This is a genomic window from Roseomonas aerilata DSM 19363, assembly GCF_000711725.1.
GTDB classification, from domain to species: domain Bacteria; phylum Pseudomonadota; class Alphaproteobacteria; order Acetobacterales; family Acetobacteraceae; genus Roseomonas; species Roseomonas aerilata.
Genome location: NZ_JONP01000008.1, coordinates 217,760 through 238,845, shown reverse-complemented (window position 1 = coordinate 238,845; position 21,086 = coordinate 217,760). Strand labels below are relative to the sequence as shown.

19 protein-coding genes are annotated in these 21,086 nt (G+C 67.1%); 10 read left to right on the top strand and 9 right to left on the bottom strand.

Features of this window, described 5'->3' with window-relative positions; all coding sequences use genetic code 11:
• Window positions 1-4: 4 nt before the first annotated feature.
• From BO39_RS11885 to BO39_RS11870, 4 genes are read right to left on the bottom strand one after another with little or no spacing between them, the layout of a single operon-like run.
• A complete protein-coding gene (locus BO39_RS11885; RefSeq protein WP_052401983.1) occupies window positions 5-907 on the bottom strand; it encodes an HpcH/HpaI aldolase/citrate lyase family protein in 903 nt (300 codons plus the stop codon).
• Window positions 904-2,106, bottom strand: a complete 1,203-nt coding sequence (locus tag BO39_RS11880) for a CaiB/BaiF CoA transferase family protein (protein WP_043833275.1) — start codon at window positions 2,104-2,106, stop codon at window positions 904-906. The genes BO39_RS11885 and BO39_RS11880 overlap by 4 nt, the downstream gene beginning before the upstream one ends.
• The gene (locus BO39_RS11875; RefSeq protein WP_052401981.1) at window positions 2,103-2,978 is read right to left on the bottom strand and encodes an HTD2 family dehydratase; all 876 of its coding nucleotides are present in this window, start codon (window positions 2,976-2,978) and stop codon (window positions 2,103-2,105) included. Before BO39_RS11875 ends, BO39_RS11880 begins: the two co-directional genes overlap by 4 nt.
• Window positions 2,975-3,961 carry a Bug family tripartite tricarboxylate transporter substrate binding protein gene (locus BO39_RS11870; protein ID WP_043833273.1) on the bottom strand — a complete coding sequence of 329 codons (987 nt, stop codon included), beginning with the start codon at window positions 3,959-3,961 and terminating at the stop codon, window positions 2,975-2,977. The genes BO39_RS11875 and BO39_RS11870 overlap by 4 nt, the downstream gene beginning before the upstream one ends.
• Window positions 3,962-4,190: 229 nt before the next feature.
• Between BO39_RS11870 and BO39_RS11865 the strand changes: the two genes are divergently transcribed.
• The 3 genes from BO39_RS11865 to BO39_RS11855 all read left to right on the top strand — a co-directional run bounded on the left by BO39_RS11865 (window position 4,191) and on the right by BO39_RS11855 (window position 5,937).
• Window positions 4,191-4,496 (top strand): hypothetical protein, encoded by a 306-nt coding sequence (locus BO39_RS11865; RefSeq protein WP_043833271.1) that lies wholly within the window; start codon window positions 4,191-4,193, stop codon window positions 4,494-4,496.
• Between the two features lie 255 nt (window positions 4,497-4,751).
• On the top strand, window positions 4,752-5,237 hold the full coding sequence (locus tag BO39_RS11860) for a RidA family protein (protein WP_043833269.1): 486 nt from the start codon (window positions 4,752-4,754) through the stop codon (window positions 5,235-5,237).
• Between the two features lie 391 nt (window positions 5,238-5,628).
• Complete coding sequence (locus BO39_RS11855; protein WP_043833267.1) at window positions 5,629-5,937, top strand: hypothetical protein; 309 nt, start codon at window positions 5,629-5,631, stop codon at window positions 5,935-5,937.
• Window positions 5,938-5,983: 46 nt separating this feature from the next.
• Here BO39_RS11855 and BO39_RS11850 read toward each other — a convergent pair whose 3' ends face one another.
• Genes BO39_RS11850 through BO39_RS33600 form a run of 3 tightly spaced genes read right to left on the bottom strand, consistent with a single transcriptional unit; the run spans window position 5,984 to window position 8,260 of the window.
• A complete protein-coding gene (locus BO39_RS11850; RefSeq protein ID WP_245615120.1) occupies window positions 5,984-6,931 on the bottom strand; it encodes a Bug family tripartite tricarboxylate transporter substrate binding protein in 948 nt (315 codons plus the stop codon).
• Entirely contained in the window at window positions 6,928-7,758 is an 831-nt protein-coding gene (locus BO39_RS11845) for a PhzF family phenazine biosynthesis protein (RefSeq protein WP_043833265.1), read from the bottom strand. Before BO39_RS11845 ends, BO39_RS11850 begins: the two co-directional genes overlap by 4 nt.
• Before the next feature lie 49 nt (window positions 7,759-7,807).
• Window positions 7,808-8,260 carry a helix-turn-helix domain-containing protein gene (locus BO39_RS33600; RefSeq protein WP_169742754.1) on the bottom strand — a complete coding sequence of 151 codons (453 nt, stop codon included), beginning with the start codon at window positions 8,258-8,260 and terminating at the stop codon, window positions 7,808-7,810.
• A 659-nt stretch (window positions 8,261-8,919) separates the two neighbouring features.
• Between BO39_RS33600 and ligD the strand changes: the two genes are divergently transcribed.
• On the top strand, window positions 8,920-11,499 hold the full coding sequence (gene ligD / locus BO39_RS11835) for a DNA ligase D (RefSeq protein ID WP_043833261.1): 2,580 nt from the start codon (window positions 8,920-8,922) through the stop codon (window positions 11,497-11,499).
• Window positions 11,499-12,419 (top strand): non-homologous end joining protein Ku, encoded by a 921-nt coding sequence (ku, locus tag BO39_RS11830; RefSeq protein WP_052401979.1) that lies wholly within the window; start codon window positions 11,499-11,501, stop codon window positions 12,417-12,419. The genes ligD and ku overlap by 1 nt, the downstream gene beginning before the upstream one ends.
• 228 nt (window positions 12,420-12,647) lie before the next feature.
• Here the strand turns inward: ku and BO39_RS11825 are convergent, their stop codons facing one another.
• Window positions 12,648-13,331, bottom strand: a complete 684-nt coding sequence (locus BO39_RS11825; protein WP_052401978.1) for a helix-turn-helix domain-containing protein — start codon at window positions 13,329-13,331, stop codon at window positions 12,648-12,650.
• 88 nt (window positions 13,332-13,419) lie between these two features.
• Between BO39_RS11825 and BO39_RS11820 the strand changes: the two genes are divergently transcribed.
• From BO39_RS11820 to BO39_RS11810, 3 genes are read left to right on the top strand one after another with little or no spacing between them, the layout of a single operon-like run.
• Window positions 13,420-14,919, top strand: a complete 1,500-nt coding sequence (locus BO39_RS11820) for a M81 family metallopeptidase (RefSeq protein WP_169742753.1) — start codon at window positions 13,420-13,422, stop codon at window positions 14,917-14,919.
• 35 nt (window positions 14,920-14,954) lie between these two features.
• Window positions 14,955-15,899, top strand: a complete 945-nt coding sequence (locus BO39_RS11815; RefSeq protein WP_043833454.1) for an aminotransferase class IV — start codon at window positions 14,955-14,957, stop codon at window positions 15,897-15,899.
• Entirely contained in the window at window positions 15,899-17,482 is a 1,584-nt protein-coding gene (locus BO39_RS11810) for an ABC transporter substrate-binding protein (RefSeq protein WP_043833258.1), read from the top strand. Before BO39_RS11815 ends, BO39_RS11810 begins: the two co-directional genes overlap by 1 nt.
• Before the next feature lie 812 nt (window positions 17,483-18,294).
• On the opposite strand, the gene BO39_RS11805 is transcribed toward BO39_RS11810, so the two are convergent.
• A complete protein-coding gene (locus tag BO39_RS11805; RefSeq protein ID WP_043833256.1) occupies window positions 18,295-19,008 on the bottom strand; it encodes an SOS response-associated peptidase in 714 nt (237 codons plus the stop codon).
• Between the two features lie 339 nt (window positions 19,009-19,347).
• Between BO39_RS11805 and BO39_RS11800 the strand changes: the two genes are divergently transcribed.
• Together BO39_RS11800 and BO39_RS11795 are read left to right on the top strand one after the other, a co-directional pair.
• Window positions 19,348-19,968: an HAD family hydrolase gene (locus BO39_RS11800; RefSeq protein ID WP_043833254.1), complete on the top strand. Its 621-nt coding sequence runs from the start codon at window positions 19,348-19,350 to the stop codon at window positions 19,966-19,968.
• A complete protein-coding gene (locus tag BO39_RS11795; protein WP_043833252.1) occupies window positions 19,965-21,086 on the top strand; it encodes an alanine racemase in 1,122 nt (373 codons plus the stop codon). Before BO39_RS11800 ends, BO39_RS11795 begins: the two co-directional genes overlap by 4 nt.

The window sequence follows — 21,086 nt, the reverse complement described above, 5'->3', positions numbered from 1 at the left end:
TGCGTTACCTTTGTGTCTGCTGATCATCTGGCGGAGAAGTTGCACTGGTTCTCCAACCCTCAGCCCGGATAAGAAGGCGGCGAGCACGCTGGACGATAGGCAAGTCGATCATCCGGCCCTCGAAAGCCACCGCACCTGATCCCTGGGAGAGCGCCATTTCGAAAGCTGCAACCAGGCGGCGGGCCCGGTCCAGCTCCTCCTCCGTTGCGCCGTACTCCTCGTTGATGATGGGCACATGGGCGGGATGGATGCACGATGCTGCTGCGAAGCCCAAGGCGCGGGCGCGACGCAACCCCGCCCGATAGCCCTCCAGGTCGTCCAGGTTGGAGAGGCTACCCAGCGAGCCCATGGGCACGATCCCAGCCGTCCGGCAAGCCGCGATGCATTGGGCGGCCCAGACATACAGACCGTCGGCTGTCGGCGCGGCACCGAGCTCCGTCGCCAGGTCCTCGCCACCGATGCCCATGGCCGCCATTCTCGGGTCCGCCGCGGCGATCGCCGCCATCCAAGGCAGGGCGGATACCGTCTCGACCAGTGCCAGGAACCTCGTGCTGCCCATAGCCATACCGCAAGCGAGCTCACGCTCTGTCACCGCGTCGGAGAGGAGGCGGACATGGTCGGGGCCGAGCACCTTAGTCAGCATCAGCGCTGCGACACCCGGTCCGACCGCTGCCGCGATATCCGGTACGGACAGTGACAGTGGCTGATTGATCCGCACCACGACGGCTGCACCGGCCTGTGTCACACGTGGGACGGCGCCGACTAGCGCGGCTCGGGCTGCTCCCTTCTCCGAGGGAGGGATCGAATCCTCGAGATCCAGGATAATCGCGTCCGCGCCACGCGTATGCGCCTTGGCGATGAAACGTTCGGCTGTGGCGGGGACGAAGAGGAGCGAGCGCCAATTCATGATGCGGGCGCCTGCGCGGCACCCGTCTCGATCAATCGGTCGACCTCCGCGTCCTGGTACCCCGCCTGCCGTAACACCTCCCGTGTGTGCTCCCCCAATCGTGGGGCGTACAGCTCCTCCTCCCGCATGCCGCCGCTAAAGTGGTTCGGCACAGCGGTTCGGCGCAGGCGGCCCTCGCTGGGGTGATCCTCCTCCCGAAAGAAGCCCCTATCGGCGAGGTGAGGGTCCTCCATCAGGTCCTCCAGCGTGTTGTAGCGGGCGCAGGGAATGTCGCGCCCCCCGAGGATATCGAGCCATTCCGCCGTCGTCCGCTCCCGCAGCGCTTCCATGCGCAGGCGGAAGTATGCCGCGGCGTTGGTCGTGCGCGCCGTGGCAGAGCAGAACCGGGGATCGTCACGCAACTCAGGTCTGCCGATCGCCTCGAAGAAGCCGAAGGCTTGTGCATTGGTGTTGGGGCCTACGGTGATGTGGCCGTCCTTCGTCGCCATCGGGCGGTACTCGGGGCTGAGGATACGGTTGTCGCCGGTCGGGCCAACCGGCGGGTCGAAGGTCGCCGCACTCATGTGCTCGCTCATGACGAAGGAGGCCATGTTCTCGAACATGGGCACCTCCACCGCTTCCCCGACGCCGGTGCGCTCGCGCCGATACAGCGCGAAGCCGATGCACTGGGCGGCGATGATGCCGGTGATGTGGTCCGTCATTACCATCGGCACGAAGCGCGGCTCCCCTGTTGCCCGCTCGAAGGTGGCCGCCACACCAGACAAGCTCTGGATGATGGGATCGTAGGCGGGGCGCTCGGCGTAGCGGCCGCCAGAGCCGAAGGCGAGGATGCTGCAGTGGATCAGGCGTGGGTTCACACCGGACAGCGCCTGATGGTCCAGCCCCAGCCGGGCGAGCGCCGACGGGCGGATGTTGGAGACAAAGACATCAGCTCCCTCGACCAGGCGCTGCATCGCAGCGATCCCCTCGGGTCGCTTGAGGTCAAGGCAAATGGAGCGCTTGTTACGGTTGAATTGGATGAACTTGCCGGACATCCCGGGATTCCGGCTGCCTTGGGCGAGGTTCCGCAGCAGGTCTCCCCCGGGCGGCTCCACCTTCACGACCTCTGCCCCTTGATCGGCCAGGGTGCGCGTGCAGATCGGGCCAACCACGACGGAGGTTAGGTCCACCACCCGGATACCCGCAAGCGGACCACTCATGCGCCGAACTCCAAGGTCATCTCCGCTGCCAGGAAACCCGCCTTGTCGGCCGCCCAGACGCGTGTGCCGCCCCCTTCCGCTACGACGCCACGAAGGGTCATGTGGTCGCCAACGAACATCGGCCGCGCGAGACGGGCGTTGAAGCCCTTGAGAGGGCCAGGCGCGCGCCTGAGTGCGGCATCCGCCATGAGATGCATCGTCAAGCCCCCGTTCTGCACCACTCCCGGATAGCCCTCGGTGCCACGTGCATAATCAGCGTCATAGTGGATCCGGTGCGCGTTCCAGGTGATGGCGCCGTAGCGAAACACCTGAACGGGGTCGATGGGCACGATGTCGGCCCAGGCCGCCTCGGTTGGCGCGGGCACGGGCGGGTTGGTTGCGCTGGAAGCGCCGGGCCGCACGGCCTCGCGGTACAGCGCGTCGAACTCTTCGACCGCAACGACCTCCCCGCGCGCCTCGACTGTCCGCCGCATCGTCAGCAGCACCATCTCGCCAGTCCGCCCCGACTTGGGGGTAATCGCGGCGACCTCGGTCCGCCGCGTTGCCGTGTCGCCCACGCGCAGCGCACCGGGGGTTCGAACCCGCCGCCCGGCACCCATGCGACGCGGTAGCGGGATGGGCGGCAGGAACTCCCCGGCCCGCGCGTGCCCGTCAGGGCCGATGGCGGACTGCCGCGGGATGTCAGCGAAGAACAGCCCAAACCAGTGCGGTGGCAACGCATCACCAAGCGCGACCGCCTCGGGATCGCCGTCGAAGGTCGCTGCGATCCGGCGTACGGCGGACAAGGTGATCTCCTCCTCGTCCGTGCGGCTCCGGCCGATCCAGGTGGACAGCTCCGGCATGGTGGCGGCGATGGCTGCGGCAGCGCTCATTGAACGACGATCTCCAGACGGCGGATAAGCGCGGCCCATAGCTCGCCGCGACGGCGCAGGAAGGCCGCGGCCTCCTCGGGTGTGTTCGCCTCCGCCGGGTCAGCGCCCACGCGGAGAAATCCGGCGCGAACCGCTTCGGTCGCTAAGGCTGCGTTCAGCGCCGCGCTCAGGCGTGCCACGATTTCCGGTGATGTGCGAGCGGGCAGGCCAAGAGCGAAGGCATTCACCGCCTCGAAGCCCGGCAAGGTCTCGGCTACGGTCGGTACCTCCGGCCACTGCGGATTACGCGCAGCGCCGGTCACGGCCAATGCACGGATATTAGGGTCGGCCTTGACGGGCTCGGCTTCCGGCAGGCCCAGGCAGCGCGCCTTGACGCGTCCCGCGAGCAGATCGGTCATGCCCTGAGTGCTCTGGCGATAGGGCACGTGGATCATCCGTAATCCACCCGCCTGCTCCAGCAGCATTTCCATGGAGAGATGCGTCGTGGCGCCAATGCCAGAGGACGCGTAGGGCACGTTGTCGGGATGCGCTCGCACGTAATCGAGAAACTCGGCCAGAGTTCGTACGGGCACAGAGGCATGGACAAGGACAACGTTCTGCGCCGTGCAGAACAGCCCGAGCGGCAGCAAGTCATGCTGCCAATCGTAGCCAGGATTGCGGTACAGGGCCGCGTTTACGCCGCCAAGCGTCCCCGTTGAACCGCTGAGGATGGTGTAACCGTCTGCCGGTGCCCTCGAGACCAGTTCTGCCGCGACGTCGCCAGCCGCCCCCAAGCGGTTGTCCGGCAGCACCGGCTGACCGAGCCGCTGCGCCATGCCGTCCCCGATCAGGCGGGAGACGATGTCCGTCTGCCCACCGCCTCCATAAGGGATGACAAGGCGGATCGGCCGGTCTGGGTAAGCTGCATGAGCAAGTTCGGGCAGGACCAAGGCTGCCGTGAGGGTAAGGGTCGTCCGACGCCCGATGAGCGCTGCCGAGGTCATCTCCTGGGTTCCCTTCCCCCTCGCGCTCATAGGCGCCGTTGCGAGCACCCTAGCCTGGCGGATAACCTTGCGATGGTTCACGTGTACGAAATTCGAGGTCTGGTGGCCGAGAAGGACGTTACTTGAGTATCGAACTCAGCTTGTGGCACGATTGAGGTACTGGAGCTTTTCGCCGAGGCAGCCCCTCGTCGTCTAGCCACCGACGGTTTGCTTACCTACCTTCCTACGCATGTCCCGCTCCCCTGCTGCCGACCTAGCCCCCCTCATCAAACTCCTGCAAGCGGGCGTCCCACCCGCCCGAGCTGCTGCCGAATTCTCACGCGTCCTGGCGATCTGGACGGCCGAACTCAAGGATGACGGCGAGCAACTACAGGAGCGGCTGTCCGGCTTAGCCGAGCAGATGACGACGGGGATCGAAGAGATGCATGAGGGCATCGCTGAGGCGAGCGACAAAGGGAAGCCCACTCTGCGGCGGATACTCGCGACGCATGAGGCCGTGCTGGACGAGGTGCGGAAGGCGCAAGGGGCAGGTTAGACATCGTCTCCGCCCCTCGCCGGGAAGTTCAGCGCAGCACGTGAACCTTCGGGAGCTCTTGTGGCACCTGTTCGAACGGCCACCTCTGGCCGAAATCGGAGCGGCCGCTTTCAGGAGGAAAGCAGGTCAAAGCTGCCAGCGCTGGTGGTAACCGCGTTCGCATGCTTCAGATGCGAAACTACCCGCTCTTTTGGTTGAAAGAGCGGCGGAGCCAAGGGTACTCGACGGGTAGGCGCACAGGAGGGACGGCGGCCTATGAGTAAGATCGAGGAGCGGCTGAGCGCGTTGGGCCTCTATCTTCCAGCGCCTGTCCAACTGCCACCTGGGGTGAATCTCAGCTTTCCGTGGGTGCGAGTTCACGGTGACCGGGCATTTGTCTCCGGCCATGCTGCTTTAGCGCCAGATGGCTCGCTGGCGCGGCCACTCGGGCGTGTGGGCCAGGAGTTGACATTGGAGGAGGGCTACCAAGCGGCGAAGCTGACGGGCCTTGCCGTCCTCGCCAGCTTAAAGGCGGAACTTGGCGAACTCGACAGGATAGCCGCTTGGCTGCGGGTTTTCGGGATGGTGAACGCCACTCAAAACTTCGACCAATTCCCGCTCGTCATTAACGGGTTTACCGATCTGATCGTCGAACTATTCGGGCCGGACCGGGGTAAGCATGCTCGATCTGCTGTTGGTATGGCTGGCCTGCCGTTCGGTATAGCTGTCGAGATCGAAGCCGAGGTTGCCATTCGCGCCTGAACTTTACAGGCATCGGCAAAATCGGCCATCGGGCAAGCACCCACACCGCACAAAAGACCGGTGGGGGCGCATAGCGGCAATTGACGTGTTGAGGGATCGTAGTTCTGCGTTCTACAGCAAACGGGGACCTATCCGATCGAATGAGGCCTGCCGAGGTTCAAGGAGCGGGCCAACCGGCTACCCTCAAGGAGCTGCTGCAGAATGATCCTGCTGGCCAGCCTTCTTGAATAGAGCTGCTTCCGAACTCGCATCTTTGCGCAATCCTTGACATCAACACTGTGAACGTCGATCTCCCGGTCCGAGACCCGGTCCGGGCCCCTCTGGCATAGGCTCCTCTGGCGGCCTGTGTGATGTCGGATCCTTGCACTTCCGACGCCAGCAGGAGCCTGACATGTTCCGCGATCTGTTTTTCACCCTCATCAATCTGTTGATTACTGAGCCTGCGAAGACTGAACTGAGCGCTCGTCTTGCTCAGCTTGGCGCACCACAGACCATCATGCGGGACGTCGCCAGCTGCGTCTCGGCCGCCTCTCCTGTGCTCACTGAAACCTACATCGGGGACCCGGTCCGCGGCGTCCTGACGGCAGCAAGGATTTGGACGGGCATGACGACCTACGAGGCCGTGCTTCAAGCCGATGTCCCGGCATGCGGGCCTGTCTTGCAGGCTGCTCAGCCCTATCTCTCACACAAGGGCAGCTGAGCGTACCGCGGCTGGTTGAGGTAAGCGGCGCGGCATCAATCGGCCTTCACCCCGGCCTCCCGCAGTACCCCCTGCCACTTGTCGGCCTCGGCACGAAGGAAGGCGTCAACCGATGGTGGGGTGCTGTCTGATACCACGGTGACACCCAGCTCCTCCAACCGCCCCGGAGTTCCAGCTTGGCGAGCGCGTTGTTCACGGCGCCGTTCATGCGCGCGATCGCCTCGGGCGGGGTGCCTGCCCGCGCGAGGAGGGCGTTCCAGGTATAGGCCTCATAGCCCGGGAGCGTCTCCGCGACGCTCGGGACCTTGGGCAGCTGTGACAAGTGCGCAGGCGCTGTCACCGCCAGCGCCCGGGCTTGGCCGGAGCGGGCCATGGGGATCGCGGTCGCGGCGCTGTCGATGACCATCGCCACCTGTCCGGCCAGCATGTCCGCAACGGCAGGCGCGGCTCCGCGATAGGGAACATGCACCACGTCCAGCCCCGCCTGCCTCTTTAGCAATTCGGCCGCCAGGTGCTGGGCACTGCCGTTCCCGGCCGAGCCGTAGGCAAACCCGCCAGGCCTGCCGCGGAACAGCGCCAGCAGCTCGGGCAGGCTCCGGACCGGCAGGTCGCGGTTCACGAGGACGACCTGTGGAACCGTCCCCATCAAGGCGGCGCCCCCAAAGTCGGCAATCGGGTCGAAGGCGAGGTTCGCCACCAGCACAGGGTTCACGACATGAGCAACGGTCGCGACCAGGAAGGTGTGGCCGTCGCGCGAGCCGTTCGCCACGGCGCCCGTGCCGACCACGGTGCCCGCGCCGGTGCGGTTCTCCACGATCACCCGATGCGACAGGGAGGCGGAGAGCGCCTCGGCGAGCAGGCGAGCCGCGACGTCCGTCGGACCACCGGCGGCGTAGGGCACCACCAGGCGGATGGGCTGGGTGGGCCAGGACTGCGCCAGGGTCGGGCGAGCCGCCAGGACGCTGGTCGCGGCGAGAAGGGTACGGCGCCTCACGACATCAGCTCCACACGCCCGCCAAGGCGGCACCCGGGACCGTCCGGATCGCGGCGCACGTGGATCTCGCTGGGACGGCCCATGGCCTCGCCCTGGCGGACAAGCAGCCCCGCCTCTGGCGCGCCCAGCCCGTAGAGGAGCGCGGCGGCCGCGATGCCAGTAGCGGCGTCCTCCGGGTAGCCGGAACTGCGCGGAAACTGGCGAGCGTGGACGACACCGTCCGTGTCTCCGGCCCAAGGGTAGAGGCCTGTGGAGCCGATCGCTTCGCAGGCCGCGCGCACTCGGGCCGGGGCCGGGTTCAGGGCGTGCAGCCGCGCGAGGTCAGCGACGGGCACGAGGGTCTTCACGCGGCTGGTGGCGGCGTTCAGCACAGAAGACCCGGGGCGAAGGTCCGCATCGGTCAGGCCGAGTGCCGAAAGCACGACGGTGATGTCCCCAACCGTCTCGACCCGCCCCGGAGGCTGGGTGACCTCGACCGCCCCTTCCGCGCCGAAGATGGCCCGAACCGGCCCAGACAGCGTCTCGATGCGGAGTTCCGGCCCGGGCGCGCGCCCCTCGGCACGGAGCAGCCAGGCAGCGCCCAGGGTCGCGTGGCCGCACATCTCCATCTCGTGCTCAGGCACGAAGAAGCGGAAGCGGAAGTCCGCCGTTCCGGACTCCTCCGGCGGCAGCACGAAGCCGCTCTCATGCCCGTGGTGGACGGCCAGGCCTCGCATGACCTCGGCATCCATGCCGCGGGCGTCGAGCACGACTGGACAGGGGTTCCCGCCACCCGGTCCGGCCGGGAAGACGGAGAGCAGAATAGGGGGCGAGGGGATCGGCTGCATGGGCACAGTCTGGCCCTCAGTGCGCCCGGCAGGCGCGCCCGATCAGGCCTTATCTCTCGCCCGATCGGGCCGCCGATGGTGGGCCGCCGGTGTGCTGACGGAAGAGTCGAGCGAGGTGGGACGGCGAGGCCAGACCCACGGCATGGGCGGCCGCGAGCACGCCTTGGCCCGCTCCGATCCGCTGGGCAGCCTCCCGGACCCGCAGACCGCCAAGGTAGTCCGCGATGCTGGTGCCGGTGTGGCGCCGGAAGATCCGCGTCATCTGACGGCGTGACAGGCCGAAGCGGGTGGCGAGGTCGTCCAGCGCGTGCGGCTCCTGCAGCCGTGCCTGGAGGTGCTCCGCAATGGCCTGCACGACTGCCGCACCGTGCTCTGCCGGGGTGGGTTCGGGTCCTGCCTCCGCGGCCTCTTCCAGCAGAAGGCGCTCGGCGAGCACAGCCCGCTCGGATCCCTCCGGCAGGGCATCCCGGTAGGAGAGCAGTGGAAGCATCGTGGGTGGCACCAGGCCAAGTTTCCAGCCGCGCGATGCTGGAAGCCAGCGCCTGAGCCGGGTGGCGGGCGCGTACAGGACGATATGGCGATGGGCGACGTCCGCGGCCCGGGTGCGGTGGCCGACACCCGGAGCCACCAGGAGCGCCTCGCCAGGACGGATCCGGCTTGGAGAGGGTCGTCCTTCCATCTCGAACAAGATTAGTCCCCGCCGGGGAAGCAAGAGCATGGCGCAGTCGTGCGCGTGCCAGTCTGTGGCGTAGTCGGATCGGGCAACCGTGGCGGCTGCCCAGTCGGCTTGGTTCAGGGCAAAGACCATGCCCTCTGGTATCAGTCACCGGCCGCACGTGGCGAGCGGAAAGCCGATCGACACCGCTGGATGCGTTTGGCATGTGCCGTTCGGACAGTTACCCGGTAGGGGGACTTCAATAGGCACCTCAGTTTAGGTGGCCAAGGTCGAAGGCGCTCCGTTTCACGAACGGCATCGCAGGTGTCGCGTCGCTGATCCGCATGCGGTCACGGCAGTCCCTCTCGGGTCAGCCGACAGCTGCTCAAGCTAGGAGGTTCACGATGAGCGCGGTTCGGCCCAACGATTCCCGGTCACCGATGCCGGGTTCCGTCACTCGCCAAAGCCTGCAACTGCCGACCTGTAGGCCACGTTCCCGATAAACCATGCCTGCTCGCTCCGCAGTTACCCGCGACACATCCATTCGGACGTACCGGGCGAAGCGCGACTTCAATCAAACCCGCGAGCCGCCCCCAGGAATCGTGGAGGCTCTACCTGGACCGGCACTGAAGTTCGTCGTGCAGAAGCATGCTGCCCGGAAGCTTCATTGGGACTTCCGGCTCGAGCACGGCGGCGTCCTTTTGAGTTGGGCTGTCCCGAAAGGCCCCTCCCTGGATCCCGCGGATAAGCGCCTGGCCGTGCGGGTGGAGGACCATCCGCTCGACTACACCTCTTTCCAGGGCAGCATTCCCGAGGGCAACTATGGGGCTGGAACTGTTGAGATCTGGGACGCCGGAGAGTGGGTGCCCGAAGGCGATCCGGAGGACGGCATAGAGCAGGGCGAGCTCAAGTTCCGGCTTTCGGGTTCACGGTTAAGGGGCGGATTTGTTCTCGTCCGCCTGCGCCAGCGAGGGAGTGACAAGGCCGATAACTGGCTGCTGATCAAGGAGCACGACGCAGAGGAGCGCGCGGGTGCCGATGCGGAAACGCTGGAGGCTGAGATCCCTGCACCGCTTGCTGACAAGGCCTCCACACGGCGGAAGACTGCCGCGGCTCGGACGGCCACACCCGGTGCGGCGAAGGCGAAATCCTCGGCTGAGCCAGGCTCAGCGCCGCGGGGGGATGCCCCCGCTGGCGCAGTGCCCGGCCCCTTACCCGAGAGCCAAAAGCCTGAACTCGCCACCCTCACGGACGAGCCGCCCGAGGGCGACGAGTGGATCAGTGAGGTCAAGTTCGACGGCTACCGCCTTCTCGCCTGGAAAGAGGGCCGTCAGGTTCGTCTGATGACCCGAAACGGCCAGGACTGGACAGCCAAGCTCCCGGACGTCGCCCGCGCGGTCGCCTCCCTGAAGCCCAAGACCCTGCTGATGGACGGTGAACTGGTCGCCCTCCGCGAGGACGGGCTCTCCTCCTTTCCCGCCCTGCAGTCCGCGCTCGCCAACGGCGGCAGCAGGAAGGCGCTGTTCTTCTACGCCTTCGACCTTCTGCACCTGGAGGGTTGGGATCTCCGCGGCTGCCGCCTGGTGGACCGCAAGGCGGCCCTGAAGCCGCTTTCCGACTGGGGCGGGGCGCTCCGCTACTGCGACCACCTGGAGGGGGAGAGCGCCCGGGTCCGGAAGCAGGCCTGCGCCCTCGGCCTCGAGGGGATCATCTGCAAGCAGGCGAACTCACCCTATCGCGCCGCGCGCACCCGGGACTGGGTCAAGGTGAAGTGCCAGGGACGCGAGGAGTTCGTCGTGCTCGGCTGGACCCCACCCGCTGGGAGCCGGACGGGCCTGGGTTCTCTTCACCTCGGCTTCTACGACGAGCAGCGGAGGCTGCGTTACGTCGGCGGTGTGGGCACTGGCTTCTCGGAGGTGGAGCTCCGCTCCCTGACGCGACGGCTGAGCGCCATGCCAAGCACCCCTCCCGAGAACATGCTCTTCGCCGGTGAGCCGCCCGACCCCGCGATCCGCTGGGTGCGGCCCGAGCTTGTGGCAGAGGTACAGTTCATCGGCTGGACCGGCTTTGGGCGCATCCGCCACGCGACCTACCTCGGCCTTCGGCAGGACAAGGAGGCGGACGAGGTCATGCGCGACGTGCCGCCCTCTGAGGTCGAGCCGCAGGTGTTCCAGCCTCGTGGGCAGGTCAAGGCGACCATCGTGCACGCCACCGCGCCGAAGCGCGGCAGCCAACGCGTCGGTGCGGTTCAGATCACCCACGCCGAGCGGGAACTCTGGCCCGGCGTGACGAAAGTTCAACTGGCCGCCTACTGGCGTACCGTCGCGGAGGTGGCGCTGCCCGGCATCGCTGGGCGGCCGCTGGCCCTGCTCCGCTGCCCCGAGGGCATTGAGGGGGAGCGCTTCTTCCAGAAGCACGGCAACAAGGGCATGCCCTCCTCTATCCGGGACGGCACGGCGGCCGAGGGTCCCTACTTGGCGGTCGACAACGAGGAGGGGCTGGTCGCCTGTGCGCAGATGTCGGCCATCGAGCTGCATGTCTGGGGCTCGCCCGAACGCGACACCGCACATCCTGACCACATCGTCTTCGACCTCGATCCCGGCCAGGGCGTGCCCTTCGCCGACGTCGTGGCGGCCGCCAAGGAGGTCCGCGCCCGGCTGAAGAAGGCGGGCCTGGAGAGCTTTTGCCGGACCACGGGCGGCAAGGGCCTCCACGTCATCGCGCCCGTCCAGGGCGCCTCCGGATGGCTCGCCGTGCGGGCTTTCTGCCGCCACTTCGCGGCGACCATGGAGGCGGAGATGCCCGACCGCTTCGTCTCGATTGTCGCGAAGGCCAAGCGCCGCGGGCGCATCCTTGTGGACTGGCTGCGCAACGGGCCAGGCGCCACGGCGGTGGCGAGCTACTCGCCCCGTGCCCGCCCCGGCGCACCTGTGGCCACGCCGCTGTCCTGGCGCGAGGTCACGGCCAAGCTCGACCCCATGTCCTTCACCATCGCGACCGTGCCCACCCGTCTCAAGCGACTGAAGGCCGATCCGTGGCAGGGCTACGGAACCCTGCGGCAGTCCATTCCCGAGGAGACGCCCTGATGGCGCAGAAGCACCCGATCTGGCGGGGACACCTCCGCCTTGCCCTCGTCTCCTGCCCTGTGGCCCTCTACACGGCGCACAAGACCTCCGGCGACCTGAGCTTCCACCTGATCAACCCGAAGACGCAGAACCGCGTGCGGATGGTCACGGTGGACGCCGGGACCGACAAGCCGGTCGAGCGGGGCGAGCTCGTGAAGGGCTACGAGTTCAAGAAGGACACCTACGTCGTCCTGGACGACGCCGACTTCGAGCGGGCGAAGATCGATACCTCCGACGTGCTGACTGTGGACAAGTTCGTCGCGGCCGACGCCATCGACCCGATCTACTTCGACGCGAGCTACTACCTCGTGCCGGACGGGAAGGCCGGGCAGGACGTCTACGTCGTACTGCGGGACGCCATCGCCAAGAGCGGGCGCATGGCGCTCTCGCGCCTCGTGCTCGCTCGCCGCGAGCGGGCGATTGCCATCGTGCCGATGGACCGTGGACTGGTGCTGCACACGCTGCACGAGGAGCGCGACCTGGAGGATCCGAAGGAGCTCTTTGCCAGCGTACCCGGTGGCAAGCCTGACCAGGAGATGGTCCGGCTGGCCACCCAGCTCGTGGACCGGCAGACCGGCAAGTACGATCCCGGCGACATGGAGGACCGCTACGAGGCCCGCCTGCGCGAGGTGATCGAGGCCAAGCTCCGTGGCGAGGAGGAGGCGCCGGAGCCTGAGCCAGAGGAGCGGCGGGATAACGTCATCGACCTCATGGCCGCCCTGAAGCGCAGCCTTGGCCAGACCACCGACGAGGGGAAGCGCGCCCCAGCCAAGAAAGCGGTGTCGCGGTCAGCATCGAAGTCGAAACCCAAGAAAGCAGATGAAGGCCGCACAACCGAGAAGGCAAAGGGATCGCAACCGGCTAACCGCAAGAGGGCCTAACCAGAGCGATGGTCATAGCCAGGGCATGGCCGCCTCCTGCCATCCGAGCATGGCGACGACTACCTGAATCATGGAACCGGTGATGTGGCTGTCCGTCACTGCCCTGCTCGAAGGATCGTCCATCCATCGATCCTTGGATCCCTCCTCACCATCCTGCGCTGAGATGAGGGACGTGGCCGCACGGCGGATTGGGCGCCTCCCTACCCGCAGGCTAATGCCACCGGGCGCTTAGAGGCCCACCGGTGTATCCGCGAACAACCGAGGCAGCGAGTCGGCCAGGCACACTGAGAGGATGCGCGCGTCCGCCTCGCCGACACTCGCGAAGGCGTGACGCATGGTGCTGTCAATGTAGACGCTGTCGCCCTCATCGAGACGCGTGGGTTCGTAGTACTCGGTGTGGAGTTCGATGCTGCCCGAGATGACGTAAATGTACTCCTCGCCCTCGTGGCTGGCCCAACTCTCTGGTGGTAGGACCTCACGGGTGCAGATGGTCATGAGCAGCGGAACCATCGCCTTCCGGGTCAGCTCGTTGCAGGGCACCAAGTAGTCGTAGCTGTTGAAGCCGAAGCGCACGCCTTCGCCGCGCTTCGAGATCACACGTCGCCCCGTGGCGAAGCGTGGGCTGGTAGGGCTGAGAAGGTCGTCAATCCGCAGGCCCAAGGCACGGGCTACCCGGGATACGGTGTCGAAAGAGGCGCCACTCTTCCCGTTCTCGACCTTGGACAGGGTGCCGACTGCCACGCCGCTTTTCTCGGAGAGGTGTGCGAGGGTCCACTGCTTGGCCCTGCGACCGTCACCCAGTTTCCGCCCTACTTCCGGCTGGCCCAGTACAACCGCCGCACCGGGACGCCGGACCTCCTCGGGAGCGAGGTGCGCCGGAGCGGTTTGTTTGCGCTCCACTGACTTAGCCATCGTGCCAATTCCTCGATTTTCGATATCGAAAAATCTTGCGGTTCATCGAAAACAGGGGAAACATACCACCGCTATGGAGAAGCGCACCATGAAGGTTGCGGTCGCAAGCTTCGAGTTCGAGGGTAATACCCTCTCCGACCAACTCCACCGGCGAGAAGACTTCGCCCGCAAGGTGCTGGCTGAAGGCGCCGGGGTGATACCCGCCACTGAGGGGCGTGACCTGGCGGTCACGGGTGGCATTGAAACCCTCCAGGTGGCGGGCTTCACAGTCCATCCCGTTCTCGTGGCGCATGGTGGCTCCGGTGGCAGGGTGGAAGGCACTTTCTACCGAGAAACCCGGGATCGCATCATCACGGGCATCGCCGCCCTGACGCCGCTCGACGGCGTGTTCCTGGCCCTGCACGGTGCCATGATCTCCGAGGGCGAGGACGACCCGGAGGGCGAGATCCTCTGGCGCCTGCGCGAGGCGCTCGGCCCTGACGTGCCGATTGCCGCCAGCCTCGACCTGCACGCGCATGTCACGCCACGCATGGTGGAGGCCGCCACCATCCTGGTCGGCTACGAGACCTACCCGCACGTCGACGCCCACAGCACCGGCGTCCGCGCCGCGCAGCTCCTCGTGGAAACCCTTTTGGGAAAGGTGCGGCCGACGATGCGGCTGAAGAGGCTGGACGCCCTCCTCCCGGTCGCCGGGGGCGCCACCAACGGCGACATGCCCATGGCTCAGCTGCGGGTCTCGGCTCGAAAGGCGGAGCAGGAACGCCGGGTTCTCTCGGCCAGCTACTTCCCGGTCCAGCCCTGGCTCGACATCCCGGACCTGGGGATCGCCGGGCTGGCCATTACTAACGACGATGCCGCAGGCGCCGAGCAGGTGGCCGATGCGATAGTGCGCGAGATGTGGGACCGCCGCCGCGAGTTCGAGATCCCCCTGCTCGCGCCGGACGAGGCGGTGCTGCGCGCCCTGGGCCACTCGGCGCGGCGCGTGTTGATCTCAGATGCGCCGGACTGCGTCGGTGGCGGGGCACCAGGCGATGCTCCGGCTGTGCTCGCTGCCCTGCTGCGGCACGCGACGCACGTCCCGGCCGCCGTGCTGGTGGTCGACCCGCCTGCGGCTGCCGCGGCGAAGGCGTCCGGGATCGGAGCGACACTCCGCACCGAGCTGGGTTCCAAGCTAGACCCCCGCTTTCATCCGCCCGTCGAAGTCGAGGCGGTGGTGGAGAGCCTGCACGATGGTCATTTCGTGTACGGCGGTGGCATCAGCGCGGGCACGCCTGGCAACATGGGGAATACCGCAGTGCTGCGGGTGGGCCAACTGCGGATCGTCGTGCCGACCTTTGCCACTTACGAGTACGCCGACGAGCAGTACCGAGCCGTCGGTATCGACATCGGGTCCTGCCGCATCATCGCTCTGAAGAATCCGATGAACTTCCGGACGATGCTCGATGAGGAGACGGACTGGCTAATGATCTCGGGCGCCGGTCCCACCACGCCGAGCCTTGAGAGCATCGACTGGCGGGTGAAGCAGCGACCCTTCTGGCCCTGCGACGACCTGCCTCAGCCTAGGTATCTCGGAGAACACCGCCAGTGAACAAGCCCCTCCTGTCCTGGCCGCCACGCCGGGAGATGGCGTCGTACGCCCCGGCTGATCCACGCTTCGCCGACGGCACGGCCTGGGTCGACGGCGCCATTGTTCCCGTCGCAGAGGCCACCTTGCCCTTGCTCGACTGGGGGTTCCTGCGCTCGGACGCGTGCCAGGAGACGATCTCTGCCCGCGATGGCGTCCTCTTTCGACTGGACGACCACCTGACCCGCTTCGAGCGGTCGCTAGGGCGCCTGCGCATGACCTCGCCGTTGCCGCGTGAGGAGATCCGTCAGGCCGTCCACGCGCTGATCGCGGCCGCTGGGTTTCGTGACGCTTACGTGCAGATCATCATGACGCGCGGCAGACCTCCTATCGGCAGCCGTGACCTCCGGCTTTGCACCAACCGCTTCCAAGCCTTCTGCATTCCTTACGTCTGGATTGCGCCGCCGGAGGTGCAGGAGCGCGGACTGCACCTGCATGTCAGCCGCCGCCTGCGCGTGCCGCCTGCCTCGGTGGACCCGATGGTGAAGCACTACCACTGGCTCGACTTCGAGATGGGCCTGATGGAGGCCTACGACGCCGGTGCCGAGACGGTGGTGCTCTGCGATACCGACGGCAACATCACCGAGGGGCCGGGCTTCAACATCTTCGTTCGCCAGGGCGACCGGCTGCTGACACCGCGGCAGGGCATGCTGGACGGCATGACGCGCCGCACGGTGCTGGAACTCTGCGCCGATCTCGGTATCGCGGTCGACCAAACTGAGGTCTCGCTCGACGCACTACGAGGCGCCCAAGAGGTGTTCCTGACTACCACGGCGGGCGGCGTGCTGCCGGTGACTCGAGTGGACGACGTCGCCATCCAGAACGGACCGGGCGCCTACACGCGGCGCCTGCACGAAGCTTACTGGTCGCGCCGAGCCGAAGGATGGCTTGGCGAGCCGGTCGATTACGCCACCTCACCCCCTCCAGCGAAGCAGGTGACCTGATGATTGATCGTCGTGGCCTTCTGGCCGCCGCAGGTGCAGCGATGCTCGCCCACCCCGCGCTTGCCCAACCCGCCTCGGCCCGCGTCCTCCGCTTCGTGCCGGAGACGGGGCTCATCGTCCTCGACCCCATCGTCACCACCGCGGCCGTCACCACCATGCATGGCTACGCGGTGTTCGACACGCTCTACGGCGTGGATGAGCAGCTCCAACCACAGCCGCAGATGGCAGAGGGTGCGCGCAGCAGCGATGACGGCCTGAGCTGGGAGATCCGGCTGCGGGAGGGCCTGCTCTTCCACGACGGCGAGCCGGTCCGGGCGCGCGACTGCGTCGCCAGCCTGCAGCGCTGGAGCAAGCGGGACAGCTTCGGCCAGGCGCTCGCCGCGGCGGTCGAAGCCTGGGAGGCGCCGGACGACCGCACGCTACGCATCCGGCTGAAGCGGCCGTTTCCGCAACTGCTCCGCGCCATCGGTAAGCCGCATTCCTCGCCCGCCTTCATCATGCCGGAGCGGATCGCGCAGACGGACGCGATGATCCCGGTGACTGAGATGGTCGGCTCCGGCCCCTTCCGCTTTCAGCGGGATGAGTACGTCGCGGGCAGCCGCGTGATCTACACGCGTTTCGACGCCTACAAGCCGCGCGATGAGGCCGCCTCCTGGAGTGCTGGAGGCAAGCGGGCGCACTTCGAGCGCGTCGAGTGGCACATCATGCCCGACGCCGCGACCGCCAGCGCCGCGTTGCAGGCGGGCGAGGTGGATTGGCTGGAGACGGTCCAGGGCGACCTCGTGCCGGTGGTGAAGCGGAATCGCCAGATCAATGTCCGGCCCCTGAATCCACTCGGCCTGATCCTCGGCATGCGCTTCAACCACGCCACAGCGCCTTTCAACAACGTGGTGCTCCGCCGCGCTATCCTCTCCGCCGTCAATCAGGACGACTACCTCCAGGCCGTAACAGGCGGCGACGCGGAGAGCTTCCGCCTCTGCCGCGCGATGTTCCCCTGCGGCCTGCCCGGCGTGAACGAGCTGGGCACGGAAGCGATGCGGCAGCCACCCGACCTCGGCAAGGCGCGTGCGGCCGTTGCCGCGGCAGGCTACAAAGGGGAGAGGGTCGTTCTGCTGCACGCTTCCGACCACCCCATCGTCGGCCCGCTCGGGGACATCACGGCGGACCTGCTTCGCAAGCTCAACATGAACGTCGAGCAGCAGACGATGGACTGGGGCACCGTGGTGCAGCGGCGGACATCCAAGGAGCCCGTCGAGAAGGGCGGCTGGAGCATCTTCCACACGACTTGGCCAGGGTCGTCCGTCACCAATCCTGCGGAGAACCTCTACATCCGCGGGCAAGGCGCTACCGGGTGGTTCGGCTGGCACGACAGCCCCGAACTGGAGAAGCTGTCCGTGGATTGGCTGCAGAGCACGGACGCGGACGAGCGGCAGAGGCTGTTGGACGCCGTTCAGCGGAGCGCGTTCGAGACGGTGCCGGTGGTGCCGCTCGGGCAGATGCTGCCGAACATGGCGCATCGGACCAGCCTCACTGGCATCGTAACCGCGTCGGCGCCCGCCTTCTGGAATGTGCGGCGGGGCTGACGCCGACGCTCCTGGCTGCCGCGCGCCACAACCTTGGCGCGCGTCCTCCCCCTTATCGAGGTTTTGCTAATAAGGTTCCTCTTATAGGCCTTGGCCGCGGCTAGGCGCCCGCACCTCGGTCGGCACGCTCGCCGTCGGTACTGCGTAATCATTCAGTCCAGCCCGGTCGGCTAGAATTCTGCCCCGCTGCTCAGGGTGCCACGGCGGGCGCAGCACGCCTCACCCACCACTCCGCGGCAAGAAGGTTTGGAATCCAGCACAGCCACGCGATAGCGGGGTAGGACAGGCAACGAGGTGCCCTCGTTTACGAGCGCGACCGTGCCCACCTGCATGGCATGGCCCGCAAGAAGATCCCCAACCACTTCGCCGCCTATGCTTGGTTCGCGGAGGCTGGTTGGGTCTTCGCGATGCACAGCGTCCAACTCTGGGCCGACCCCGCTAGGGCTAGCGCACGTTTGGCCGTCCTGGGGGCCGAAAAGCAAAAGGCTTTCGCCGAAGGCGCGATGAAGGCCAGCACTGCCGCCCTAAGCGGGGCAAGGCCCGAAGCTATCGCGAAAGCCGCCATGGCATCCGCCCGCCGTCGTGTGCGGGCGAATGCGAGAAAGATCCAGAAGGGGTAGGAAAGAAGGTAGGAGAACTTCCCCGGAGGCCCTGCGCGACATCCGCCTGCGGCGGAACTTCACTTGGCCAGTCGCATTAAGTTCGCTCGCCGCGACAACCTGCGCGAGTTTGCCCGACATGCCTGCGGATACCTGCACTCGGAGCCTCGGGTGTGCCAAACATCACGCGCGGGATGGTCGCGGTGCTGTTAGTTAGAGCAGGCTGCCTTGGCTCGGGCGCACGTCGCCGCCGGGCAAGGTCTCCTCGTCCGGCTGGTCGCTCCTCCCGTGTCCCACGACCCGCAGCAGCCCATCCGGCAACGGACGCTGCAACTCCTTGGCCACTGCCCAGGGCGCCGTCATCCAGGCCTCCAACTCGTCGGCCTCGGTCAAAATCACCGGCATCGCTTTTGGATGGATCGGGCCGACCTCGGCGTTCGGCTCGGTGGTGAGGAAAGCGTAGAGGTCGGCCGTCACCTCGCCCTCCTTTACCTTCCGCACCGACGTCCACTGCGGCACCCAGATCCCGGCGAAGAAGGCGAGCGGCCTCTCCTCGCCCTTACCCAGCGCGAACCAGGCCGGAACGGACTTCCCCTCTACCTTGTCCGGCTCGCTGAAGGCCGTGAATGGCACGACGCAGCGATGCTCGCGGGAGAGCCAGCGGCGCCAGTGTGGCGAGGCGGTGTTGCGGACGTTCGTCACGCCGGGGTCGGATTTCTTGCCCTGTAGCGCGAAAGCAGGGGACGGCATGCCCCAGCGCGCCATCGCCAACTCGTACACGCCGTCCGCAGCAGTACGGACGATCGGCGCTGCATAATCCGGATAGATGCCCGGTAACGTCTGGAGATTACCCGCGAGATCCCGCGTGTAGCGGGTTGCGTCCTGGATGGCGCGCTGGTTGGTGCGGGCTGTGTAGAGGTTGCACATACCACCGATGATAGCGGAGGGGTTGGTTGCCGGGCCACCCGGCCCAAACGAAAACCTCCCACCGCTGTAGAGGGACCAAGACGGGCGTCGCTAGAGAAGCGGTCGGGCTCCCGGTTCCGGCATTGGCTTGCCCATACTGCCTTCCCCCAAATTCCTGCTGGCGGCCTCAACCTCGTCTCCAGGCGCTGCCAAGCGCTTAGCACAACGTCGTGGAACTCCACGCTAAACCGATCGGCTTTGGCACGGAGTTCCATGGTTAACGGCGATGCCTCTGGTGCTTGCTCAGTCCAGCCCACTTGTGCAGCTTGCAATTCTACATGTAAAATGTAGATAGGATGTATGACTCAGCCCAAAGCCGTTGTTTTTGACCTCCTCACTGCGCTCCTGGACAGCTGGTCTGTCTGGGACGCCGCCGCCGGAACCGAGGAAGACGGGCGCCGTTGGCGTGCCCGCTACCTGGAGCTGACTTACGGCTGCGGTGCTTATCGGCCCTATGAGGTGTTGGTGGCCGAGGCGGCGCACGACGCTGGCCTGCCGCCCTCCGCTCCCGCCGCGCTCCATGCCGGGTGGGACGGGCTGCAGCCCTGGCCCGAAGTCCCGGCTGTGCTTCGGGATCTCAAAGCGCGCGGCATGCTGCTGGGCGTCGCCACGAACTGCTCTGTCGAGCTCGGTCGCCGCGCCGCGGCCCGTTGCGGCGTGCCTTTCGATGCTATCGTCACCTCCGAAGAGGCTGGGTTCTACAAGCCGCGGCCTGAGCCCTACCGCGCTGTCCTCGCCGCCCTCGGGGTGGAGCCACAGGACGCGCTCTTCGTCGCGGGCAGCAGCGCCGACGTGCCCGGCGCGGCTGGTGTCGGGATGGCGGTGGTCTGGCACAACCGCGTCGGCTTGCCCGCGCGGCCCGGCCCCGCCCCGCTGCAGGAGGCGCGGACCCTGGACGCGGCGCTGGAGGGCTTGGCGTGACCGCGACGCCTCGTCTTCTGCTCGACCGCGAGCGGCTGGAGCGCAACGCCGCTCGGCTGCGCGCGCGCTGCGCGGCTCTTGGTGTCACGTTCCGGCCGCACCTCAAGACCGCCAAGTGCATCGAGGTGGCGCGCGTCGCCCATGAGGGACAAATGGGGCCGGTCACCGTCTCCACCCTGCGCGAGGCAGAGTTCCTGATCGAGGGGGGCTTCGCTGACTTCGTCCTTGCCACCGCGATCACGACGGACCGGCTGCACCGTGTGGCGGCGCTCCAGGATCGAGGGGCGCGGGTCGCCGTCGTCGCGGACGACCCGACTATGGTGCGAATGCTGGGGGAGGCGGCCGCACAGCCGGTGGACCTCCTGCTGGAGGTAGATTGCGGCGAGCACCGTTCGGGCACGGACCCTGACGGCACCGTCCTCCTCGCCGCGGCCGGGGAGGCGGAACGGCACCCTAATCTTCGCCTGCAGGGCGTCCTGACCCATGCCGGGCACTCCTACGGCACGGACGATCCGGCGCGTCTTGCGGACCTCGCGGAGGTCGAGCGCGATGCGGCCGTGCACGCGGCGGAGCGTCTCCGCGAGCGTGGCCATCGGTGTCCTGTCGTCTCAGTCGGCTCCACTCCCACCCTGCTCTTCGCCCGCCACCTGGAGGGCGTGACGGAGGTTCGGGCGGGCGTATCGCTCTTCTGGGACCTGGCCCAGCTTTCCCGCGGCATGTGCAGTTGGGACGACCTTGCCCTCTCAGTCGAGGCGGCGGTTATCGGGCACCAAAGGACCTTCCCGGGCATGGCGGGGGCGCTGGTGCTGGATGCCGGGGCGCTCGCGATGAGCAAAGACATTGGTGCCAATGCCTTTATGCCCGAGGCCCGCTTCGGGATCCTGGCGGACGCCGCCACGGGCGAGCGCCTGCCGCTCTCGATCGCGGTTCTGCACCAGGAGCACGGCACCGTGCCCGTGCCAGATCCCGGCTGGTTCGAGCGGCTGCCGCTAGGCGCACGGGTGCGCGTGCTGCCCAACCACGCCTGCCTGACTGCCGCTGGCGGTCATGGCGGCTACGACGTGCACATGGGCGACGGCGTGCCGACGGCACGCTGGGCGCGCTGCGACGGGTGGTGA

What these genes read in the sequence shown, in the direction of transcription:
- BO39_RS11885 (WP_052401983.1), bottom strand. Translation starts at nt 907, where the DNA reads ATGAATTGGCGCTCGCTCCTCTTCGTCCCCGCCACAGCCGAACGTTTC.
- BO39_RS11880 (WP_043833275.1), bottom strand. Translation starts at nt 2,106, where the DNA reads ATGAGTGGTCCGCTTGCGGGTATCCGGGTGGTGGACCTAACCTCCGTC.
- BO39_RS11875 (WP_052401981.1), bottom strand. Translation starts at nt 2,978, where the DNA reads ATGAGCGCTGCCGCAGCCATCGCCGCCACCATGCCGGAGCTGTCCACC.
- BO39_RS11870 (WP_043833273.1), bottom strand. Translation starts at nt 3,961, where the DNA reads ATGACCTCGGCAGCGCTCATCGGGCGTCGGACGACCCTTACCCTCACG.
- BO39_RS11865 (WP_043833271.1), top strand. Translation starts at nt 4,191, where the DNA reads ATGTCCCGCTCCCCTGCTGCCGACCTAGCCCCCCTCATCAAACTCCTG.
- BO39_RS11860 (WP_043833269.1), top strand. Translation starts at nt 4,752, where the DNA reads ATGAGTAAGATCGAGGAGCGGCTGAGCGCGTTGGGCCTCTATCTTCCA.
- BO39_RS11855 (WP_043833267.1), top strand. Translation starts at nt 5,629, where the DNA reads ATGTTCCGCGATCTGTTTTTCACCCTCATCAATCTGTTGATTACTGAG.
- BO39_RS11845 (WP_043833265.1), bottom strand. Translation starts at nt 7,758, where the DNA reads ATGCAGCCGATCCCCTCGCCCCCTATTCTGCTCTCCGTCTTCCCGGCC.
- ligD (WP_043833261.1), top strand. Translation starts at nt 8,920, where the DNA reads ATGCCTGCTCGCTCCGCAGTTACCCGCGACACATCCATTCGGACGTAC.
- ku (WP_052401979.1), top strand. Translation starts at nt 11,499, where the DNA reads ATGGCGCAGAAGCACCCGATCTGGCGGGGACACCTCCGCCTTGCCCTC.
- BO39_RS11825 (WP_052401978.1), bottom strand. Translation starts at nt 13,331, where the DNA reads ATGGCTAAGTCAGTGGAGCGCAAACAAACCGCTCCGGCGCACCTCGCT.
- BO39_RS11820 (WP_169742753.1), top strand. Translation starts at nt 13,420, where the DNA reads ATGAAGGTTGCGGTCGCAAGCTTCGAGTTCGAGGGTAATACCCTCTCC.
- BO39_RS11815 (WP_043833454.1), top strand. Translation starts at nt 14,955, where the DNA reads ATGGCGTCGTACGCCCCGGCTGATCCACGCTTCGCCGACGGCACGGCC.
- BO39_RS11810 (WP_043833258.1), top strand. Translation starts at nt 15,899, where the DNA reads ATGATTGATCGTCGTGGCCTTCTGGCCGCCGCAGGTGCAGCGATGCTC.
- BO39_RS11805 (WP_043833256.1), bottom strand. Translation starts at nt 19,008, where the DNA reads ATGTGCAACCTCTACACAGCCCGCACCAACCAGCGCGCCATCCAGGAC.
- BO39_RS11800 (WP_043833254.1), top strand. Translation starts at nt 19,348, where the DNA reads ATGACTCAGCCCAAAGCCGTTGTTTTTGACCTCCTCACTGCGCTCCTG.